The sequence below is a fragment of the Micromonospora thermarum genome, assembly GCF_012034245.1.
Taxonomy (GTDB): Bacteria; Actinomycetota; Actinomycetes; order Mycobacteriales; family Micromonosporaceae; genus Micromonospora; species Micromonospora thermarum.
In genome coordinates this window covers 26,062-44,352 of record NZ_JAATEO010000014.1, presented here as the reverse complement: position 1 = coordinate 44,352, position 18,291 = coordinate 26,062, and the positions used below count along the sequence as shown (strand labels likewise).

General features: G+C 74.3%; 16 protein-coding genes. 6 read left to right on the top strand and 10 right to left on the bottom strand.

Annotated elements, in window-relative coordinates; all coding sequences use genetic code 11:
• Nucleotides 1-249: 249 nt before the first annotated feature.
• Nucleotides 250-1,719, bottom strand: coding sequence for an NAD(P)H-hydrate dehydratase (locus HCJ94_RS14640; RefSeq protein WP_168001570.1), 1,470 nt, complete (start codon nt 1,717-1,719; stop codon nt 250-252).
• A gap of 43 nt (nt 1,720-1,762) precedes the next feature.
• On the bottom strand, nt 1,763-2,131 hold the full coding sequence (locus tag HCJ94_RS14635; protein ID WP_168001569.1) for a holo-ACP synthase: 369 nt from the start codon (nt 2,129-2,131) through the stop codon (nt 1,763-1,765).
• Nucleotides 2,132-2,307: 176 nt separating this feature from the next.
• On the opposite strand from HCJ94_RS14635, the gene HCJ94_RS14630 reads away from it, so the two are divergent.
• Both HCJ94_RS14630 and HCJ94_RS14625 read left to right on the top strand, forming a co-directional pair.
• Nucleotides 2,308-2,604 (top strand): type VII secretion target, encoded by a 297-nt coding sequence (locus tag HCJ94_RS14630; RefSeq protein WP_168001568.1) that lies wholly within the window; start codon nt 2,308-2,310, stop codon nt 2,602-2,604.
• The gene (locus HCJ94_RS14625) at nt 2,601-4,202 is read left to right on the top strand and encodes an alpha/beta hydrolase (protein WP_168001567.1); all 1,602 of its coding nucleotides are present in this window, start codon (nt 2,601-2,603) and stop codon (nt 4,200-4,202) included. Before HCJ94_RS14630 ends, HCJ94_RS14625 begins: the two co-directional genes overlap by 4 nt.
• 110 nt (nt 4,203-4,312) lie before the next feature.
• Here the strand turns inward: HCJ94_RS14625 and glmS are convergent, their stop codons facing one another.
• The gene (glmS, locus tag HCJ94_RS14620; protein ID WP_168001566.1) at nt 4,313-6,226 is read right to left on the bottom strand and encodes a glutamine--fructose-6-phosphate transaminase (isomerizing); all 1,914 of its coding nucleotides are present in this window, start codon (nt 6,224-6,226) and stop codon (nt 4,313-4,315) included.
• 162 nt (nt 6,227-6,388) lie between these two features.
• Between glmS and HCJ94_RS14615 the strand changes: the two genes are divergently transcribed.
• Nucleotides 6,389-7,582 carry a pyridoxal phosphate-dependent aminotransferase gene (locus HCJ94_RS14615; protein WP_168001565.1) on the top strand — a complete coding sequence of 398 codons (1,194 nt, stop codon included), beginning with the start codon at nt 6,389-6,391 and terminating at the stop codon, nt 7,580-7,582.
• Complete coding sequence (locus HCJ94_RS14610) at nt 7,579-8,688, top strand: threonine aldolase family protein (RefSeq protein WP_168001564.1); 1,110 nt, start codon at nt 7,579-7,581, stop codon at nt 8,686-8,688. Before HCJ94_RS14615 ends, HCJ94_RS14610 begins: the two co-directional genes overlap by 4 nt.
• A gap of 301 nt (nt 8,689-8,989) precedes the next feature.
• Here HCJ94_RS14610 and glmM read toward each other — a convergent pair whose 3' ends face one another.
• The 7 genes from glmM to HCJ94_RS14575 all read right to left on the bottom strand — a co-directional run bounded on the left by glmM (nt 8,990) and on the right by HCJ94_RS14575 (nt 14,459).
• A complete protein-coding gene (gene glmM, locus HCJ94_RS14605; RefSeq protein WP_168001563.1) occupies nt 8,990-10,345 on the bottom strand; it encodes a phosphoglucosamine mutase in 1,356 nt (451 codons plus the stop codon).
• Nucleotides 10,346-10,459: 114 nt separating this feature from the next.
• Nucleotides 10,460-10,924, bottom strand: coding sequence for a 30S ribosomal protein S9 (gene rpsI / locus HCJ94_RS14600; protein WP_030501567.1), 465 nt, complete (start codon nt 10,922-10,924; stop codon nt 10,460-10,462).
• Nucleotides 10,925-10,944: 20 nt separating this feature from the next.
• The gene (rplM, locus tag HCJ94_RS14595) at nt 10,945-11,388 is read right to left on the bottom strand and encodes a 50S ribosomal protein L13 (RefSeq protein WP_091102704.1); all 444 of its coding nucleotides are present in this window, start codon (nt 11,386-11,388) and stop codon (nt 10,945-10,947) included.
• A 223-nt stretch (nt 11,389-11,611) separates the two neighbouring features.
• Nucleotides 11,612-12,979, bottom strand: a complete 1,368-nt coding sequence (locus tag HCJ94_RS14590) for a NarK family nitrate/nitrite MFS transporter (protein ID WP_168001562.1) — start codon at nt 12,977-12,979, stop codon at nt 11,612-11,614.
• 176 nt (nt 12,980-13,155) lie between these two features.
• Entirely contained in the window at nt 13,156-13,449 is a 294-nt protein-coding gene (locus HCJ94_RS14585) for a type II toxin-antitoxin system PemK/MazF family toxin (protein WP_168001561.1), read from the bottom strand.
• Entirely contained in the window at nt 13,439-13,696 is a 258-nt protein-coding gene (locus HCJ94_RS14580; protein WP_168001560.1) for a DUF6364 family protein, read from the bottom strand. The genes HCJ94_RS14585 and HCJ94_RS14580 overlap by 11 nt, the downstream gene beginning before the upstream one ends.
• A 64-nt stretch (nt 13,697-13,760) precedes the next feature.
• Nucleotides 13,761-14,459, bottom strand: a complete 699-nt coding sequence (locus HCJ94_RS14575) for a class I SAM-dependent methyltransferase (RefSeq protein ID WP_168001559.1) — start codon at nt 14,457-14,459, stop codon at nt 13,761-13,763.
• Between the two features lie 147 nt (nt 14,460-14,606).
• Here HCJ94_RS14575 and HCJ94_RS14570 point away from each other — a divergent pair, with 147 nt between their 5' ends.
• A complete protein-coding gene (locus HCJ94_RS14570; RefSeq protein WP_168001558.1) occupies nt 14,607-16,766 on the top strand; it encodes a molybdopterin oxidoreductase family protein in 2,160 nt (719 codons plus the stop codon).
• On the top strand, nt 16,763-18,202 hold the full coding sequence (locus HCJ94_RS14565) for an FAD-dependent oxidoreductase (RefSeq protein ID WP_168001557.1): 1,440 nt from the start codon (nt 16,763-16,765) through the stop codon (nt 18,200-18,202). Before HCJ94_RS14570 ends, HCJ94_RS14565 begins: the two co-directional genes overlap by 4 nt.
• The last annotated feature ends 89 nt before the right edge of the window (nt 18,203-18,291 follow it).

Genomic DNA, 18,291 nt, shown 5'->3' with positions numbered 1-18,291 from the left:
CAGACTACTGAGCTGATCACCGGGGCCTCCCCGCCCACGTCGATCCGGGTGACTCGCGTCGCCCCCTGTGCTCTGCTCACCTCCACGCAACGCTTTTCGACCGGTTCTGATGCGTGGGTTGAAGCAGAGCAAAGGGACGTCCGGTCAGGTGCTCCGGCGCCGCCGGCGGCCGCGGTTCACCCGGGCCGGGCAGCGCTCAGCGAGACCGGCCGGGCGACGGTCTCAGGCCAGCCCGGCCGGGCGACGCGCTCAGGGGAGGCGGGCCAGGACCGGGCGCAGGGCGGTCGCCACGTCGGACGCCGTCACCGGGCCGCCCAGGGCCGCCTCCCGGCCGGCCAGCCCGTGCAGGTACGCCGCCGCGGCGGCGGCCCGCTCCGGCGCCAGCCCGGCGGCGAGCAGCGAGCCGAGCAGCCCGGCCAGCACGTCTCCCGTGCCCCCGGTGGCCAGCGCCGGGGTGCCGGTCGGGTTCACGTACGCCCGGCCGTCCGGCGTGCCGATCACCGTGCGGTCACCCTTGAGCAGCACCACCGCGTTCATCCAGGCGGCCAGCCGCAGGGTGGCCGCCACCCGGTCGGCGCCCGGCGTCTCCCCGCAGAGCCGGGTGAACTCCCGGTCGTGCGGGGTGACCACGATCGGGGCGTCCCGCCGCCGGAGCTGCTCGGCGAGCGAGCCGTCCACGAGCAGGGTCAGCGCGTCCGCGTCGAGCACGGCGGGGACCGGCGCCGCCAGCACGGCGCGCAACTCGGCAGCCGCGTCCTCGCCGGTGCCGAGCCCCGAGCCGCAGACCCACGCCTGCACCCGGCCCGCGTCGGCGACCCGCCCGCTGGCGATCACCGACGGGTGGTGGTGCAGCACCTCGTCGCGGGCCCCACCCGCGTACCGGACCATCCCGGTCGGGCCGGCCAACGCACCGGCGACCGAGAGCACCGCCGCACCGGGGTACGTGGTCGAGCCGGTGGCCACACCGACCACGCCCCGGCTGTACTTCTCCGACGCCGCACCGAGCCGCGGCCACCAGTCGACCACGTCCGACCACTCGGTCACCCGTAGTGCCGGGGTGCCGCGCAGCCACGGCTCCAACCCGATGTCGACCAGCTCGACCTGGCCGGCCAGTGCCGCGGCAGGGCCCACCACCAGGGCCGGCTTCAGCGCGCCGAAGGTCACCGTCACGTCGGCGCGTACGGCGCTCGGCCGCCCGGAGGCGGTGAGCGGCACGTGGCCCGTGTCCACCGCCACTCCGCTGGGCACGTCCACCGCGACCACCGTCGCCCGCGCGCCGTCCCGCCCGCAGTGCCGCACCAGGCTCGCCGCGAGCTGGTCCGCCGTCTGCCGGAGGCCGCCGCTGCCGCCGATCCCGACGATGCCGTCCAGCACCAGGTCGACCTGGGCGGGTGGGCGCTCGACCAGCCGGCCGCCGGCGGCCCGGAAGGCCGCCAGGCCCTCGGCGTGCGCCCGGCCGGGGGTCAGCAGCAGGGCCGACACGGCCGCCCCGCGGCGGGCCAGGTGCGCGCCGGCGAGGAGGGTGTCACCGCCGTTGTCTCCCGAACCGACCAGCAGCAGCACCCGGGCGGCGTAGACACCGCCCCGGTCGGCGAGGAGCAGCGCGCACCGGCGGGCCAGCCCGGCGGCGGCGCGCTGCATCAGCGTTCCCGGCGGAAGCGTGGCCATCAGGCCCGCCTCCGCGGCCCGTACGTCCGCCACCCGCCACACCGGTCTCATGCGACTCCCGTCCCCGTGCGTGGCGTGCCCGGCACGCCACCGATCAGCGTTCCGCGACCACCATCGCCGAGGCGATGCCGCCGTCGTGCGACAGCGAGATGTGCCACCGGTTGACCCCCCGCTCGGCGGCTGCCGCCGCGACCGTGCCGGACACGGTCAGCCAGGGACGGCCGTCCGGATCCGGCACGATTTCGCAGTCGTGCCAGCTCAACCCACCCGGCGCGCCGAGCGCCTTGGCCACCGCCTCCTTCGCGGCGAACCGGGCGGCCAGCGACTCGGGCGAGCGCGGGTTGCCGGAGCTGGTGTAGCGCTCGGCCTCGGTGAAGAGCCGGTCGGCGAGCAACGGCGTCCGCGTGAGGGCCCGGGCGAACCGCTCCACCAGGACCACGTCGATGCCGACCGCGACGATCACGGGCCCACCCTACCGGCGCGGGCCGCCGCACATTAGCCGTCGGCTCCGCGCCGGGCAACGCCTGTGGACAACCCGGCGGTACGGCGGCGGCTCGTCGTCCACAGGGCACGCGCGGCGGAGCCGCCGCCCCCTAGCGTTCCGCCCGTCGATGTCCGACGGGTGCCACGGGGGCGGGGATGAGCGAGGAGATGTTCAGTGTCCGGCCGGACGCGCTGCGCCGGAGCGCGTCACGGCTCACCGACGCCGCGTACCGGCTGGCGCACGGGGTGGCCGGCGTGTCCGGGCTGGTGGTGCCGGCCCCGCAGTGGGCGGCCGGGGCGGCGCTGGCCGGGTGCGAGGCGGCGGTGCACGCCTGGTTCGGCGAGCTGGGCGCGCGGGTGGCGGCCACCGGCGAGGCGGTCCGTTCGGCGGCCGAGGCGTACGACGCGGTGGACGACCGGGCGGCGGCGCGGCTGACCGGGGCACCGCGATGACGGCTCCGGCCGGGCCGGGGTACCGGGAGCTGTGGGCGGCCGACCCGGGGGCGTGGCGGGCGGCCGGAGCGGGCTGGCGCTCCGCCTCCACGCTGGTCGAGCGTCGCGCCGGGGAGCTGGCCGCGGGAACCGCCACGCTGCGGGGCGCCTGGTCCGGTCAGGCCGCCGGCGCCGCGGACGCCCGCCTCGGCGGGCTGCGCAGCGAGCTGCTCGCCGGCCGGCCCGGGCTGATCGAGGCCGACCAGGTGCTGGCCGAGTTCGCCGGCCGGCTCGCCGCCGCCAAGGCGCGGCTCGGCACGGCGGTCACGCTGGCCGACCACTCGGGCGTACGGGTCGACCGGCGCGGCCAGGTCAGCGCCGACCCGTCCCGCCCGGCGACGCCCGGCACCGGGCGGGCGGTCGCGGAGGTGGCCGCGGCCATCGGTGCCGCACTCGACGCGGCGCGGGCCGCCGACCGGGACGCGGCCGGCCGGCTTGCCGAGCTGACCGGTGCGGCGGCCTCCGGCTGGGTCAGCCCGCCCCCGCCCGGCCGGCCCGGGCCCGACTCCACCCCGGCGGCGGTCCGAGCCTGGTGGGCGGGGCTGAGCCCGGCGCAGCGCCGCTGGCTGGTGGCGTACGAGCCGGAGCGGGTCGGCCGACTCGACGGGGTGCCGGTGGCCGCCCGAGACCAGGCCAACCGGCTCCTGCTCGGGCGGCACCGCGAGGACCTGCTCGCCGAGCGGCGGCGGCTGCTCGCCCGGCTGCCGCCCGGGCCGCTCGAACTGGCCGGGCTGCGCCGGGTGGACGCGGCGCTCGCCGGCCTCGACTCGCTGGCCGGCCGCCTGGCGGCGCCCGAGGGCCCGCGGGCGTACCTGCTGACGCTGGCCACCCATGGGGAGGGACGGGCCGTCGTGGCGCTCGGCAACCCCGACCGCAGCGGCCAGGTGCTCACGTACGTGCCGGGAATGACGGCCGGCCTGGACGACGTGACCGGCGAGCTGGACCGGGCGGGCCGGGTGCTGTCCCGCTGCACGGCCCTCGCCCCGGGCGAGGAGACGGCGGCGGTGCTCTGGCTCGACTACGACGCCCCGGACTTCCTCCACGAGGCCGCGTGGCCGGGGCGGGCGGGGGACGCGGGGCCGGCGCTGCACCGGTTCCAGGAGGGTCTGCGCGCCACCCACGAGGGCCCGGACGCCCGGCTGACCGTGCTCGGGCACAGCTACGGATCGCTGGTCGTGGGCTCCGCCGCCCGGGACCACGGCCTCGCCGCCGACGCCGTGGTCTTCGTCGGCTCACCCGGCGTCGGGGTGGACCACGCCCGCGACCTGGGCCTGCCGCCGGGTCAGGTCTGGGCCAGCACGGCCCCGGACGACGTGATCCGGTTGGCTCGCCCCGCGGACGAGCTGCTGCGGCGGCCCCTGCTGGGCGCGTCGCCGATCGGCGTGGCGGTCGCGCTGCTCGACGGGCCGGACCGGGAGCTGTGGTTCGGGCGCGACCCGTCCGACCCGAGGTTCGGCGGCCGCACCTTCCCCAGCGGCCGGCACGGCCACACCGGCTACTGGGAACCGGGCAATCCGGCGCTCGACGGCATGGCGCACGTGGTCCTCGGCCGGTCGTAGGTGCTCAAGACCCGGACGGCGGCCCCCCTTTCAGGGGGTCGCCCCTTGGCACGGACATGCGACGGGCCCGCCGGACCGACGGGAAGCGGTCCGGCTGGCTCGTCGTCCACTCACTCCACCGTGACGGACTTGGCGAGGTTGCGGGGCTGGTCGACGTCGTGGCCACGGGCAGCGGCGATCTCCGCCGCGAGCACCTGGAGCGGCACGGTCGTGACCAGCGGCGCGAGCAGCGTCGGCGTACGCGGGACGTAGATCAGGTGGTCGGCGTACCGGACCACGGCCTCGTCCCCCTCCTCCGCGATCACGATGGTCCGGGCGCCGCGCGCCCGCACCTCCTGGATGTTGGAGACGACCTTGTCGTGCAGCATGCCCCGGCCGACCGGCGACGGCACGATGCAGATCACCGGCGTGCCCTTGTCGATCAGCGAGATCGGGCCGTGCTTCAGCTCGCCGGCGGCGAAGCCCTCGGCGTGCATGTACGCGAGTTCCTTGAGCTTCAGCGCGCCTTCGAGCGCCACCGGGTAGCCCACGTGCCGGCCGATGAACAGCACGGTCGGCTCGGACTTCAGCTCACGGCCCAGCTCGCGGACCGGCTCGATCCGGTCCAGCAGCTCGCGCAGCTTGCCGGGCATCTCCTGGAGCTGGGCCACCACGGCGCCGACCTCGTCGGCGAACTTGATCCCGCGCACCTGGGCCAGGTGCAGCCCGATCAGGTAACACGCGACGACCTGGGTGAGGAACGCCTTGGTGGACGCGACCGCGATCTCCGGGCCGCCGTGCGTGTACAGCACCGCGTCGGACTCCCGCGGGATGGTGGAGCCGTTGGTGTTGCAGATGGCCAGCACGCGGGCCTTCTGCTCCTTGGCGTGGCGCAGCGCCATCAGCGTGTCCATGGTCTCGCCGGACTGCGAGATCACCACGATCAGGGTGGACCGGTCCAGGACCGGGTCGCGGTAGCGGAACTCGCTGGCCAGCTCCACCTCGCAGGGGATGCGGGTCCAGTGCTCGATGGCGTACTTGGCGACCAGGCCGGCGTGGTAGGACGTGCCGCAGGCCACGATGAAGATCTTGTCGACGTCGCGCAGGTCCTGGTCGCTGAGGCGGACCTCGTCGAGCATGATCTCGCCGGACTCGGTGAGCCGGCCGAGCAGCGTGTCGGCGATGGCCTGCGGCTGCTCCTCGATCTCCTTGAGCATGAACCAGTCGTAGCCGCCCTTCTCGGCGGCCGACGAGTCCCAGTCGATGTGGAAGTCCTTGCCGGTGGCGGGCTGGCCGGCGAAGTCGGTGATCTCGATGGTGTCGCCGGTGATCAGGACGATCTGGTCCTGACCCAGTTCGATCGCGTCCCGGGTGTGCTCGATGAAGGCGGCGACGTCACTGGCGAGGTAGTTCTCACCGTCGCCCCGGCCGACGACCAGGGGCGAGTTGCGCCGGGCACCGACCACCGCGCCGGGGATTCCGGCGTCGACGGCGAGCAGGGTGAACGCGCCCTCCAGGCGCTGGCAGACCACCCGCATGCCGGCGGCGAGCAGCTGCGGCCCGTCCGGGTGGCCGGCGGCGCGCAGGTCGGCGAGCGCGGCGGCGAGCAGGTGCGCGGCGCACTCGGTGTCGGTGTCGCTGGCGAACTGGACGCCGTCGGCCTCCAGCTCGGCGCGCAGCTTCGCGAAGTTCTCGATGATGCCGTTGTGGATCACGGCGACCCGTCCGTCGGGGGCCAGGTGGGGGTGGGCGTTGCGGTCGGTGGGACCGCCGTGGGTGGCCCAGCGGGTGTGGCCGATGCCGGTGGTGCCGTCGCCGATGCCGATCGGGCTCGCGCCGCAGGACGCCGGGTCCTCGGCGGCCCGCTCGGACAGCACCTTCTCCAGGTTGGCCAGCTTGCCGGCCTTCTTCTCGGTCAGCAGCTCGTCGTCGCACACGATGGCGACGCCGGCCGAGTCGTAGCCGCGGTACTCCAGCCGCCGCAGCCCGTCGAGCACGATGCCGAGTGCCGGGCGCGCGCCGGCGTAACCCACGATTCCACACATGGGTGGCAGCCTAACCCAGTTTCGCTCATCGTGCGTGCTCGGAAGACCGGTAAACGATCAGCAACTTTGAGCGAAGGGAGCGAGTCGCTACGGAGAGTCACGAATCGCCATCGACGGCCGCGACGGGTTGAACCGGCACGGCGAGTCCGTAGGCTGGCGGGCGTGACGACCGCCCACGTCGATCCCCTGGTGGCCCGGATGCGCCCGTTCGGGACGACGATCTTCGCCGAGATGTCCGCTCTCGCCGTCCGCACCGGGGCGGTCAACCTCGGTCAGGGCTTCCCGGACACCGACGGGCCGCCGGAGATGCTGGCCGCCGCGGCCGAGGCGCTGCGCACCGGTCAGAACCAGTACCCGCCGGGCCCGGGGATCCCCGCCCTGCGCGCCGCCGTCGCGGCCCACCAGCGCCGCTTCTGGGGGCTGGAGTACGACCCGGACGGCGAGATCGTGGTGACCGCGGGCGCCACCGAGGCGATCGCGGCAGCGATCCTCGGCCTCTGCGAGCCGCGTGACGAGGTGGTCTGCTTCGAGCCGTACTACGACTCGTACGCCGCCTCGATCGCCCTGGCCGGCGCGGTCCGGCGACCGGTCACGCTGCGTCCCGGCCCCGACGGCCGGTACGCCTTCGACCCCGACGCGCTGCGTGCCGCCTTCGGGCCCCGCACCCGGCTGGTCCTGCTGAACTCCCCGCACAACCCGACCGGCAAGGTCTTCACCGCCGACGAGCTGGCTCTGGTCGCCGAGCTGTGCCGGGAGCACGACGCGTACGCGGTCACCGACGAGGTGTACGAGCACCTGGTCTTCACCGACGCCGCCTCCGGGCACGTTCCCCTCGCCACGCTGGCGGGAATGCGCGAGCGGACCCTACGGATCTCCTCGGCCGGCAAGACGTTCTCCTGCACCGGCTGGAAGGTCGGCTGGGTGAGCGGCCCGGCCGCGCTCGTGTCGGCGGTGCTACGGGTCAAGCAGTTCCTGACCTTCGTCAACGCCGCGCCGCTGCAACCCGCGGTCGCGGTGGCGCTGGGCCTGGGCGACGACTACTTCACCGCGTTCCGGGACGGGATGCGGGCCCGCCGCGACCAGTTGGTCGCGGGGCTCACCGATGCCGGGTTCGAGGTGCTCACGCCGGAGGGCACGTACTTCGTCACCGCCGACGTCGCCCCGCTCGGCGGCCGCGACGGGGTGGAGTTCTGCCGGTCGTTGCCGGAACGCTGCGGCGTGGTGGCCGTGCCGACCCAGGTCTTCTACGACGACCCGGAGGCCGGCCGGCGACTGATCCGGTTCGCCTTCTGCAAACGCCCGGAGGTGCTGACCGAGGCGGTCGCCCGGCTCCGCCGGCTCGGGACGGCACGGTGAGCGGCCCGCAGGCCGACCGGCTGCGGCGGTTGGCCGCGCTGCGGGGCTGCGACGTGGTCCTGTCCGGGGCGCGGCCGTCGACCGTGGGCGAGCGGCTGGACGCGATGCGGGCCGCGCTGCCCGAGGACACCCTCCCGGACATGTACGGCGAGGGCGGCGTGGTCGAGCACGTCGAGCACCGGATCGCCGAACTGCTCGGTGCCGACGCCGCCGTCCTCTTCCCCACCGGCACCATGGCCCAGCAGGTCGCCCTCCGCCACGGCGCCGAGCTGACCGGCCGGGACGCGGTCGCCCTGCACCCGCTCAGCCACCCCCTCCTCCACGAACGGGACGCGTACGCGGTGCTCACCGGCCTGCGCGCCGTCCGCACCCCGGACGCCGGCCGGTTCCCGACCGCCGAGGAGGTCGCCGACCTCGCCGAGCCGTTCGGCACCCTGCTCCTCGAACTCCCGCTGCGGGACGCCGGGTTCCTGCTGCCCACCTGGGACGAGCTGGTGGCGGTGGTCGACGCGGGCCGCGCCCGGGGCGCCCGTGTGCACGTCGACGGTGCCCGGCTGTGGGAGTCGACCGTGCACCTCGGGCGGCCCGCACCGACGGTCACCGCCCTGGTCGACAGCGTGTACGTCTCGCTCTACAAGTCCCTCGGCGGGGTCTCCGGGGCGGTGCTGGTCGGCGACGGGGAACTGGCCGCGTACGCCCGCGCGTGGCGGCACCGCTACGGCGGGACGGTCTTCCAGCAGTGGCCCGCCGCACTGGCCGCGCTGCACGGGCTGGACCACGAACTGCCGCGTCTGCCCGGCTACGTCGCCCACGCGCGGCTGGTCGCCGAGACGCTCGCCACGGTGCCGGGGGCCCGGGTCTTCCCCGCGCCACCGCACACCCACCAGTTCCGTTTCTGGCTGCCGTACCCCGCGGACGCACTCAACGACGCCGCCCTCGCGCTCGCGGAGGAGGAGAAGGCCTGGTTCGTGGGCCAGTGGCGGGACACCGACGTCCCCGGGTTGGCGTTGGCCGAGGTGACGGTGGCCGACCCCGCCCTGGAGCTGGACGCCGACCAGATCACCGACCTCGCGCACCGCTTCCTGCGCCGCGTGCCGATCAGCTGACCAGCGGCCGGCTGCCCGCGTGGACCGCCGGGCCCGGTCTGATGCCCTTGCCCGGCCACAAGGCGGATGGGTGTCGTCGCCCTTTGGAGCTGATGTCGTCAATGAATCAGCGTGGGTCAGGCGCCTGATGTCGTGAGTGAGTCAGCTCCAAAGGCGGCCAGCGGGTGTACCAGCCGGAAGCCGGTGGACCGACCACGCGCGGACGCCCACGCCGGCCCACCCAGCCGGAAGCCGGTGGACCGACCACGCGCGGACGCCCACGCCGGCCCACCCGGCCGGAAGCCGGCCCGATCGGTACCGGTCAGGCGACCGGGCTGGCGCTGCGGACCTGCTCGGCGATCCGCTCGGCCGTCGAGCGGGCGGTCGCCTCGGTGGCGGCCTCGACCATGACCCGCACCAGCGGCTCTGTGCCGGAGGGGCGCAGCAGCACCCGGCCGGTCTCGCCCAGCTCGGCCTCGGCCCGCTCGACCTCGGCCCGGACGGCGGGGGCCGCCGCGCCGACGCTGCGGTCGCCGACCGGCACGTTGATCAGGACCTGCGGCAGCCGGGTGATCACCCCGGCCAGCTCGGCGAGGGACTTCCCGGTCGCCGCCATCCGCGACATGAGGTGCAGTCCGGTCAAGACGCCGTCGCCGGTGGTCGCGTACGCGGGCATGACGATGTGCCCGCTCTGCTCGCCGCCCAGCGCCAGGCCGGACGCGCGCAGCTCCTCCAGCACGTACCGGTCGCCGACCTTGGTCTCGACCAGCCGGATGCCCTCCCGGGACATGGCCAGGCGCAGGCCGAGGTTGCTCATCACCGTGGCGACCAGCGTGTCCCCGGTGAGGGTGCCGGCCTCCCGCATGGCCAGCGCGAGTATGGCCATGACCTGGTCGCCGTCGACCTCGTCACCGTCGGCGGTCACCGCGACGCACCGGTCGGCGTCCCCGTCGTGGGCGATGCCCAGGTGCGCGCCGTGCTCGACGACGGCCTGGCGCAGCGCCTCGATGTGGTTCGAACCGCACTCGTCGTTGATGTTGAGGCCGTCGGGTTCGGCGTGGATCGCGATCACCTCGGCACCGGCCTCGCGGTACGCCGCCGGGGCCACCTCGGCGGCGGCGCCGTTGGCGCAGTCCACCACGACCTTGATCCCGTCGAGCCGGTGCGGGACCGTGCCCACCAGGTGCTGCACGTAGTGGTCGGCGCCGTCGAGCAGGTCGTGGACCCGGCCCACGCCCGCGCCGATCGGGCGCTCCCAGGCGGTGGTCGCGTTCGCCTGGACGGCCGACTCGATCTGCATCTCGATCTCGTCGGGCAGTTTGTGCCCGCCGGCGGCGAAGAGCTTGATGCCGTTGTCCGGCATCGGGTTGTGCGACGCCGAGAGCATCACGCCCAGGTCGGCCTTGGCCTCGGCGGTGAGGAACGCCACCGCCGGGGTCGGCAGCACGCCGACCCGGACGACGTTCGCCCCGGCGCTGGTGAGGCCGGCCACCACGGCGGCCTCGAGCATCTCGCCGCTGGCCCGGGTGTCACGGCCGACGACGGCCAGCGGGGGATGGCTCCGGTCCGACTCGGCGAGAGTGTGCGCGGCGGCCACCGCCACCGCGAGCGCCAACTCGGGCGTGAGATCCGCGTTCGCCCGCCCGCGTACGCCGTCCGTGCCGAACAACCGGCCCATACCCGCCAACCTCCGATGGAACTGCCGATGATGGAAAGCGGAACGGCCGGGCCACCTCCCGTCGTGGGGGAGGCGGTCCGGCCGTCCGTCAGAAGTACAACGTGCAGCTGATGGTCAGCGCTTCGAGTACTGAGGAGCCTTGCGGGCCTTCTTGAGGCCGTACTTCTTGCTCTCCTTGACCCGCGCGTCCCGGGTCAGGAAGCCGGCCTTCTTCAGCGCGGGACGGTCGTCCGGCTCGCTGACGATCAGGGCCCGGGCGATGGCCAGCCGCAGCGCACCGGCCTGGCCGGTGGTGCCGCCACCCCGCAAGTTCGCGATGACGTCGAACGCCTCGGCCTTCTCGGCGGTGACCAGCGGGTCCTTGATGAGCTGCTGGTGCACCTTGCTCGGGAAGTAGGCCTCGAGGTCCCGGCCGTTGCAGGTGATCTTGCCAGAGCCCGGCACGATGCGGACCCGGACGATGGCCTCCTTGCGGCGGCCGACGGTCTGGATCGGCCGGTCACCACGGGGCGCGCGGGCGACGGGCGCCGGCGCCTCGGTGGCCTCGGGGGCGACCTCGGTGGCGGTGATGTCGGTCATGCTGCTTCCTTCGCCCGCGCTCACTGCGCGATCTGCTTGATCTCGAACGGCACCGGCGACTGCGCGCCGTGCGGGTGCTCGGCACCGGCGTAGACCTTCAGCTTCTTGATGAGCTTACGGCCGAGCTTGTTGTGCGGGAGCATCCCCTTCACGGCCAGCTCGATGGCCCGCTCGGGACGCTTGGTCAGCAGCTCGTCGTAGCCGACCTGCTTCAGGCCACCCGGGTAGCCGGAGTGGCGGTAGGCGATCTTCTGCTGCCGCTTGTTGCCGGTCAGCGCGACCTTGCCCGCGTTCACGATGACGACGAAGTCGCCCGTGTCGACGTGCGGCGCGAAAGTCGGCTTGTGCTTGCCGCGCAGCAGCGTGGCGGCGTGGGTGGCCAGGCGGCCCAGCACGACATCAGAGGCGTCGATGACGTGCCACTGACGCTCGATCTCACCCGGCTTCGGGCTGTACGTACGCACAGGTCTACCTTGTCTCGTCGTCGGTCTGGGGTCGCGCGCCGGGTGACCAGGCGCGCACGAACGACCAAGCGTACCTCAGGTGGCACGCCTCTAGATGTCGCACAACAGCAGGTAACGATACCCAACGGCTTGCGGGCCGGTCAAAACGGGGCCCGGCGCGCACGCCGGGCCGGTCGGAACGGGGGCCCGGCGCGCACGCCGGACCCCCGTTGAATGGTGGGGCTCACACCCGGGCACGGGCCATCCGCGCTCCCGGCCGCAGGTACGCCGCCCAGGTCACCACGATCATCACCAGGAAGAACCCGACATAGAACCGCAGAGCCGGCTGGATGCCCCCGTAGGTCGACTTCGCCCAGGCGTAGCAGATCGGGACGAGGAACCCACCGAACGCGCCGACCGAGGAGATGATCCCCAGCGCCCCCGCCGCCTGGCGGCGCATCGCCAGCATGATCTCCGGCGTACCGCCCAGGTCCTCCCCCTTGACCTGGAAGATCCGGGAGATCATCCGGTAGGTCGAGCCGTTGCCGATGCCGGTCGCCACGAACAGCAGCATGAACGCCAGGAAGAAGACGCCCAGCCGGCGCTCCTCCACCGACCACAGCGCCAGGTACGCCCCGCCGGCCATCAACACGAAGCTGGCCACGGTGATCCGCGCGCCGCCGATCACGTCGGCGAGGCGACCGCCGAACGGTCGGCAGACCGAGCCCACCGCCGCGCCCAGGAACGCCCAGCTCAGCGCGATGTCCGGTCGGCCGAACACGCCGTTGAGCAGGGTCGGGAAGGCCGCCGAGTAGCCGATGAACGAGCCGAAGGTGCCGATGTACAGGAACGACATGACCCAGGTGTCCCGGTGCCGCAGCGACGACCAGACCGGCCGGACGTCCGCCTTGGCCTCGACCAGGTTGTCCATGAACAGGTACGCGCAGACCGCCGCGATCACCGCGAGCGGGATGTACATCAGGCCGGCCCGGGCCAACGCGAGTCCGCCACCGAGGACGATCACCTGGGGCACCAGGAACTGCACGACGGCGACGCCGATGTTGCCGCCCGCCGCGTTCAGGCCGAGCGCCCAGCCCTTCTCCCGTTCCGGATAGAAGAACGAGATGTTCGCCATGCTGGAGGCGAAGTTGCCGCCACCGAAGCCGGCTGTGGCGGCGATCAGCAGCAGCGGCACGAACCCGATCTCGGGGTGCTGGACCGCCCAGGACAGGCCCGCGCACGGGATCATCAGCAGCAGGGCCGAGACGATGGTCCAGTTGCGGCCGCCGAAGACCGGCACCGCGAACGTGTACGGCAGCCGCAGCAGCGCGCCGACACCGCTGGGCACGGCGGTCAGCCAGAGCGCCTGGCTGGTGGTCAACTGCCAGCCGACGTCGTCGAGCCGGACGACCACGATGCTCCAGAGCAGCCAGACGGAGAAGCCGATGTGCTCGGCGAAGATCGAGTAGATGAGGTTGCGCCGGGCGATCCCGCGGCCGACGGTCCGCCAGAAGTGGCCGTCCTCCGGGGCCCAGTGCCCGATCCACCGGCCCGGCCGGCGTTGCAGGTCGATCTCCTCCGCGGTGGTGGCGGGCACGCTCGTCGTCGTCATCAGGCGCTCCTTCCGGCCGGTCCATGTCGTGGCTCGCACGACCCACCGGTCCGGCCGGTGTCGAGCGATCCCGGCTGAAAGCTAGGTAGCCGCCGTTTCCGGAGCGTTTCGTCGACCGAGTCGGGCAGGCAACGGTGATCGCACCGCGCCGGATGACAGTCGGTGAGAAGGAGCGCTCAGAGTTGTTGCAGGATGCGCAGCGCGCGGCCCACCCGCTGCATGGTCTCCGTGTCGGCGACGTCCACGCACTCGGTGAACCACTTCTTCATCGGAGACGAGAGCCGATCGGGCATCACCACCCGGTCCCCCATCGGGACGGCCAGGGGCGAGTCGCGCAGCAGCGCGGCCTCGACCACCTCCGCCACGATCACGATCGGCACCGCGGTGGAGTTGTAGACGTCGGAGCTCACGACCAGGCCCAGCCGTTCCCGGGCGCCGGCGATGCGCCAGACCTCGCCCCTACGCAGCACGCGGAGGCCCGCCGAAGAGCAGGTCGTCGACCATGCCCACCTCGCGGGCGTCGGCGAGGGCGGCGGACTCCAGGTCGATCCCGGCCCGGCCGACGGCGGCGGCGTGCGCCGAGAAGACCTCGCGCAGCGCCTTCTCCCGGGCGGCCTGGTCCATCCAGGCGGACAGGGACAGGCCCTCGCGCTTGGCGAACCGCCGGGCCTCCTCGATCGTCTCGTCCGAGAACGACAGGGTCACCTTGGCAGTCATGCCGGTCAGACTACCCACCGGTGTTACCGACAGTCATCCCTCCTGGCGCCGGTCGACAAACCGGTCAGACCGCCGCACGGCCCCCGAACACCGCGAATCGCCACGCCTTGAAGAAGCAGTCCACGTCCACCAGGCCGGCCTCGACGAGCCAGTCGCACTGGGCGGCGACGGGCGCCGGCCGGTCGTACGCCATCCGCTCCCGCGCGGCGGCGATCTCCGCGTCGTCGGAGCCGAGCGCGGTGGCCTGGGCGACCCACACGTCGTCGTAACGCCGGTCCAGGTCGGGACTCGGGCCGGCGACCTGCTCGGCGTTGACGAGGACGCCACCCGGGACGAGCGCGCCGGCGGCCCGCCGGTACAGCGCCCGCTTGGCGTCGTCGTCGAGGTGGTGGATGGCGAGCGCGCTCACCACGGCGTCGTACCGGCCCGCCGGGAGCGGGTCGGTGAGGTCGGCGTGGACCGTGCGGTGCGGCACGCCGGCCGCCCGCAGCTGGTCCGCCGCGACCGCCAGCATCGCCGGCGCGGCGTCCACGACGGTCACCCGCACTCCGGGCACCGTGGCGGCGACCAGCAGGGAGAGCAGCCCGGTGCCGGCGCCCAGGTCCAGCACCTCGGGGGTACGCCCCGACGCGAGCGCGGCCCGCAGCGGCGGAGCGGCCACCTCGACCGCCGTCCCGTAGAACTGGTCGAAGCAGGGCACCAGCCGGCGCCGGGCCTCGTCGTACCGGCCCGCCACGGCGTCGAACGCCTCCGCCACACCCATCCCGGCCTCCCAATATTCAGGAAATCTTTCTCACATCGTAGACGAGGCGGACCCGCTCACTGCCCGGGTGCGGTGTGAGCCCCTCTTGACAGGACCGAAACAAACGGGACCCGGACCGGAAATCCCCTGCCGGCACGCTTCTCGGGCATGACAGACGGTGCGCGACCTGCGACTGCACCGGGGCCGACACCCCGGGAGGCGGCGACGCACTGCCCGTACTGCGCCCTCCAGTGCGGCATGACGCTGCGCGAGGAGGACGGCCGGGTGGCGGTGCTCCCCCGGCAGTTCCCCACCAACCGGGGCGGGCTCTGCCAGAAGGGCTGGACCGCCGCCGAGCTGCTCGACCACCCCGAGCGGCTCACCACTCCCCTGCTGCGCGACCCGGCCAGCGGCGAGCTGCGGCCGGCGACCTGGGACGCCGCCCTGGCCCGGGTCGCCGAGGGGATCCGCGACGTCCAGTCCGGACACGGTCGGGACGCGGTCGCGGTCTTCGGCGGCGGCGGCCTCACCAACGAGAAGGCGTACGCGCTGGGCAAGTTCGCCCGGGTGGCGCTGCGGACCCGGAACATCGACTACAACGGCCGGTTCTGCATGTCCTCGGCGGCGGCCGCCGGCATGCGGGCCTTCGGCGTCGACCGGGGCCTGCCGTTCCCGCTGTCCGACCTGGGCCGCGCCGACACCCTGCTGCTGGTCGGCGCGAACCCGGCCGAGACGATGCCCCCGCTGGTGCGGTGGCTGACCGAGCAGCGCCAGCGCGGCGGGAAGCTGATCGTGGTCGACCCCCGGGTCACCGCCACCGCCCGCCTGGCCGACCTGCACCTGCAACCGCTGCCGGGCACCGACCTCGCGGTGGCGAGCGCGCTGCTGCACATCGCGCTCACCGAAGGCCTCGTCGACAAGGACTACATCGCCGCCCGGACCAGCGGCTTCGAGGAGGTCCGCCGGGCCGTCGCCGCCTGGTGGCCGGCACGCGCCGAGGTCCTCTCCGGGGTGCCGGTGGCCGACCTGGAGGCGACCGCCCGGGCCCTGGGCACCGGTGAGCGGGTGGTCATCCTGACCGCCCGCGGCGCCGAGCAGCACGCCAAGGGCGTCGACACCGTCACCGGGTTCGTCAACCTGGCGCTCGCCCTCGGCCTGCCGGGTCGCCCCGGCTCCGGCTACGGCTGCCTGACCGGGCAGGGCAACGGGCAGGGCGGCCGGGAGCACGGGCAGAAGGCCGACCAGCTCCCCGGCTACCGGCGCATCGACGACCCCGCCGCCCGCGCGCACGTCGCCGGGGTGTGGGGCGTACCGGCCGACGACCTGCCCGGGCCCGGGGTGCCCGCGTACCGGCTGCTCGACTCGCTCGGCACCCCGGACGGTCCGAAGGCGATGCTCGTCTTCGGCTCCAACCCGGTGGTCTCCGCGCCCCGGGCGGCCCGGATCGAGGGCCGGTTGCGGGACCTCGACCTGCTGGTGGTGGCCGACTTCCTGCTGTCCGAGACGGCCGCCCTCGCCGACGTGGTGCTGCCGACGGCGCAGTGGGCCGAGGAGGACGGCACGATGACCAATCTGGAGGGCCGGGTGCTGCGCCGCCGCGCGCTGCGCGAGCCGCCGGCCGGCGTCCGCACCGACCTGGCGATCCTCGCCGACCTCACCGCCCGCCTCGCCGACGGGCGAGGAGATGACGCTTCACCGCCACGAGGCGATGAGAAGGGCTCCTTCCGCACACCTGAGCCGCAGGCGGTGTTCGAGGAGTTGCGGCGGGCGTCGGCCGGCGGGATCGCCGACTACGCGGGCATCACCTGGGAGCGGATCGACGCGCACGACGGCGCGTACTGGCCCTGCCCGGACCCCGACGGGCCGGACACGCCGCGGCTCTTCGCCGAGCGCTTCCCCACCCCGGACGGGCGGGCCCGGTTCCACGCGGTCGAGCACCGGCCCGCCGCCGAGGAGGTCAGCGCCGCCTACCCGCTGCACTTCACCACCGGCCGGGTGCTCGCCCAGTACCAGTCGGGCACCCAGACGCGACGGGTGCCGGCGCTGCGCCGGGCCGCGCCGGAGGCCTTCGTCGAGCTGCACCCGGACCTGGCCGGGCGGCTCGGGGTGGCCGACGGCGAGCCGGTCCGGGTGGTCTCCCGCCGGGGCGAGATGGTCGCGCCGGCCCGGCTCAGCGCGGCGATCCGGCCGGACACCGTGTTCGCGCCGTTCCACTGGGGCGGCGCGGCCCGCGCCAACTCGGTCACCAACGACGCCGTCGACCCCATCTCCGGGATGCCGGAGTTCAAGATCTGCGCCGTGCGAGTCGAGAGGGTGGAGACGCCGTGACCGAACGGATCGTGATCGTCGGAAACGGGATGGCCGGAGCCCGGCTCGCGAGCGAACTGCACGCGCGCGACGGGGACCGGAAGGTCACCGTGCTCGGGGCGGAGCCGCACCGGGCGTACAACCGGATCATGCTCTCCACGCTGCTGGCCGGCAAGATCGGCGAGCCCGACGTGGAGCTGGCCGAGGTGGCCGGGCAGGGCGTCGACCTGCGGACCGCGGTGACCGTCACGGCGGTCGACCGGGCGGGCCGCACCGTCCGCACCCACGACGGCGACCGGATCCCGTACGACCACCTGGTGCTCGCCACCGGCAGCCGGGCCATCGTGCCGCCCCTGCCGGGGCTGGACGGCCCGGAGCTGCCCGAGCGGGTGGTGCCGTTCCGCACCCTGGACGACTGCCGGCGGATCCTCGCCGTCGCCGAGGGTGCACGCCGGGTCCTGGTGCTCGGCGGCGGGCTGCTCGGGCTGGAGGCGGCCCGCGGGCTCGCCGCCCGGGGACTCGACGTGGCCGTGGTGCACCCCGTCCCGTACCTGATGGAACGCCAGCTCGACCCGGCCGGCGCCGCGGTGCTCGCGCGGACCCTCGCCGGTCTGGGTGTGACCACCCACCTGTCGGTCTCGGCCACCGCCGTGGCGGCCGACGCCGACGGCGTACGCCTCGACCTCGCCGACGGCCGGTCGCTCGACGCCGACCTGCTGGTGGTCTCCTGCGGAGTACGCCCCGACACCGCGCTCGCGGCGTCGGCCGGGTTGGCGGTCGAGCGGGGTGTGCTCGTGGACGACCGGCTGCGCACCAGCGACCGGTGCATCTCCGCGATCGGCGACTGCGCCCAGCACGACGGGGTGCTGACCGGGCTGGTCGCCCCGGCGTGGGCGCAGGCGCGGGTGCTGGCCCAGGTGCTCACCGGCGAGGACCCGCTGGCCCGCTACCGGCCGAAGCCGGTGGTGACCCGGCTCAAGGCGGCCGGCATCGACCTGGCCGCCATGGGCGACCCCGCCGGCGACGGGCCCGGTGAGGAGCTGACCTTCACCGACCCGGCGCGGGGCACGTACGCCCGGCTGCGCATCCACGACGAGCGGCTGACCGCCGCGATCCTGCTCGGCGACAACCCGGCCGTCGGCACGGTCATCCAGCTCTTCGACCGGGGGCAGCCGGTCCCCGCCGACCGGCGGTCCCTGCTGCTCGGCCGGGCGTTCGGCGCGGCACCGGCCGAGCCGGCCGCGACGCCGGCGCTGATGCCGGACGCGGCGACGGTCTGCCAGTGCAACAACGTGAGCAAGGGAACGCTGGTGAGCTGCTGGCGTTCCGGGGCCCGGACAGTCGACGCCGTGGTGGCGGGGACCCGGGCGGGTACGGGCTGCGGCGGCTGCCGGGACGCGGTCGCCGGAATCGTCGAATGGCTGTCCAGCGTGGACTCGGTGGAGGTGGCGCGATGAGCGAGCGAAGCGAGCGAATCAGCAGGCTCAGTGCGATGGTGCCTCATGGCGGCACTGCAAACAGTCCGATCCCAGGCCGAGGTCCCCTC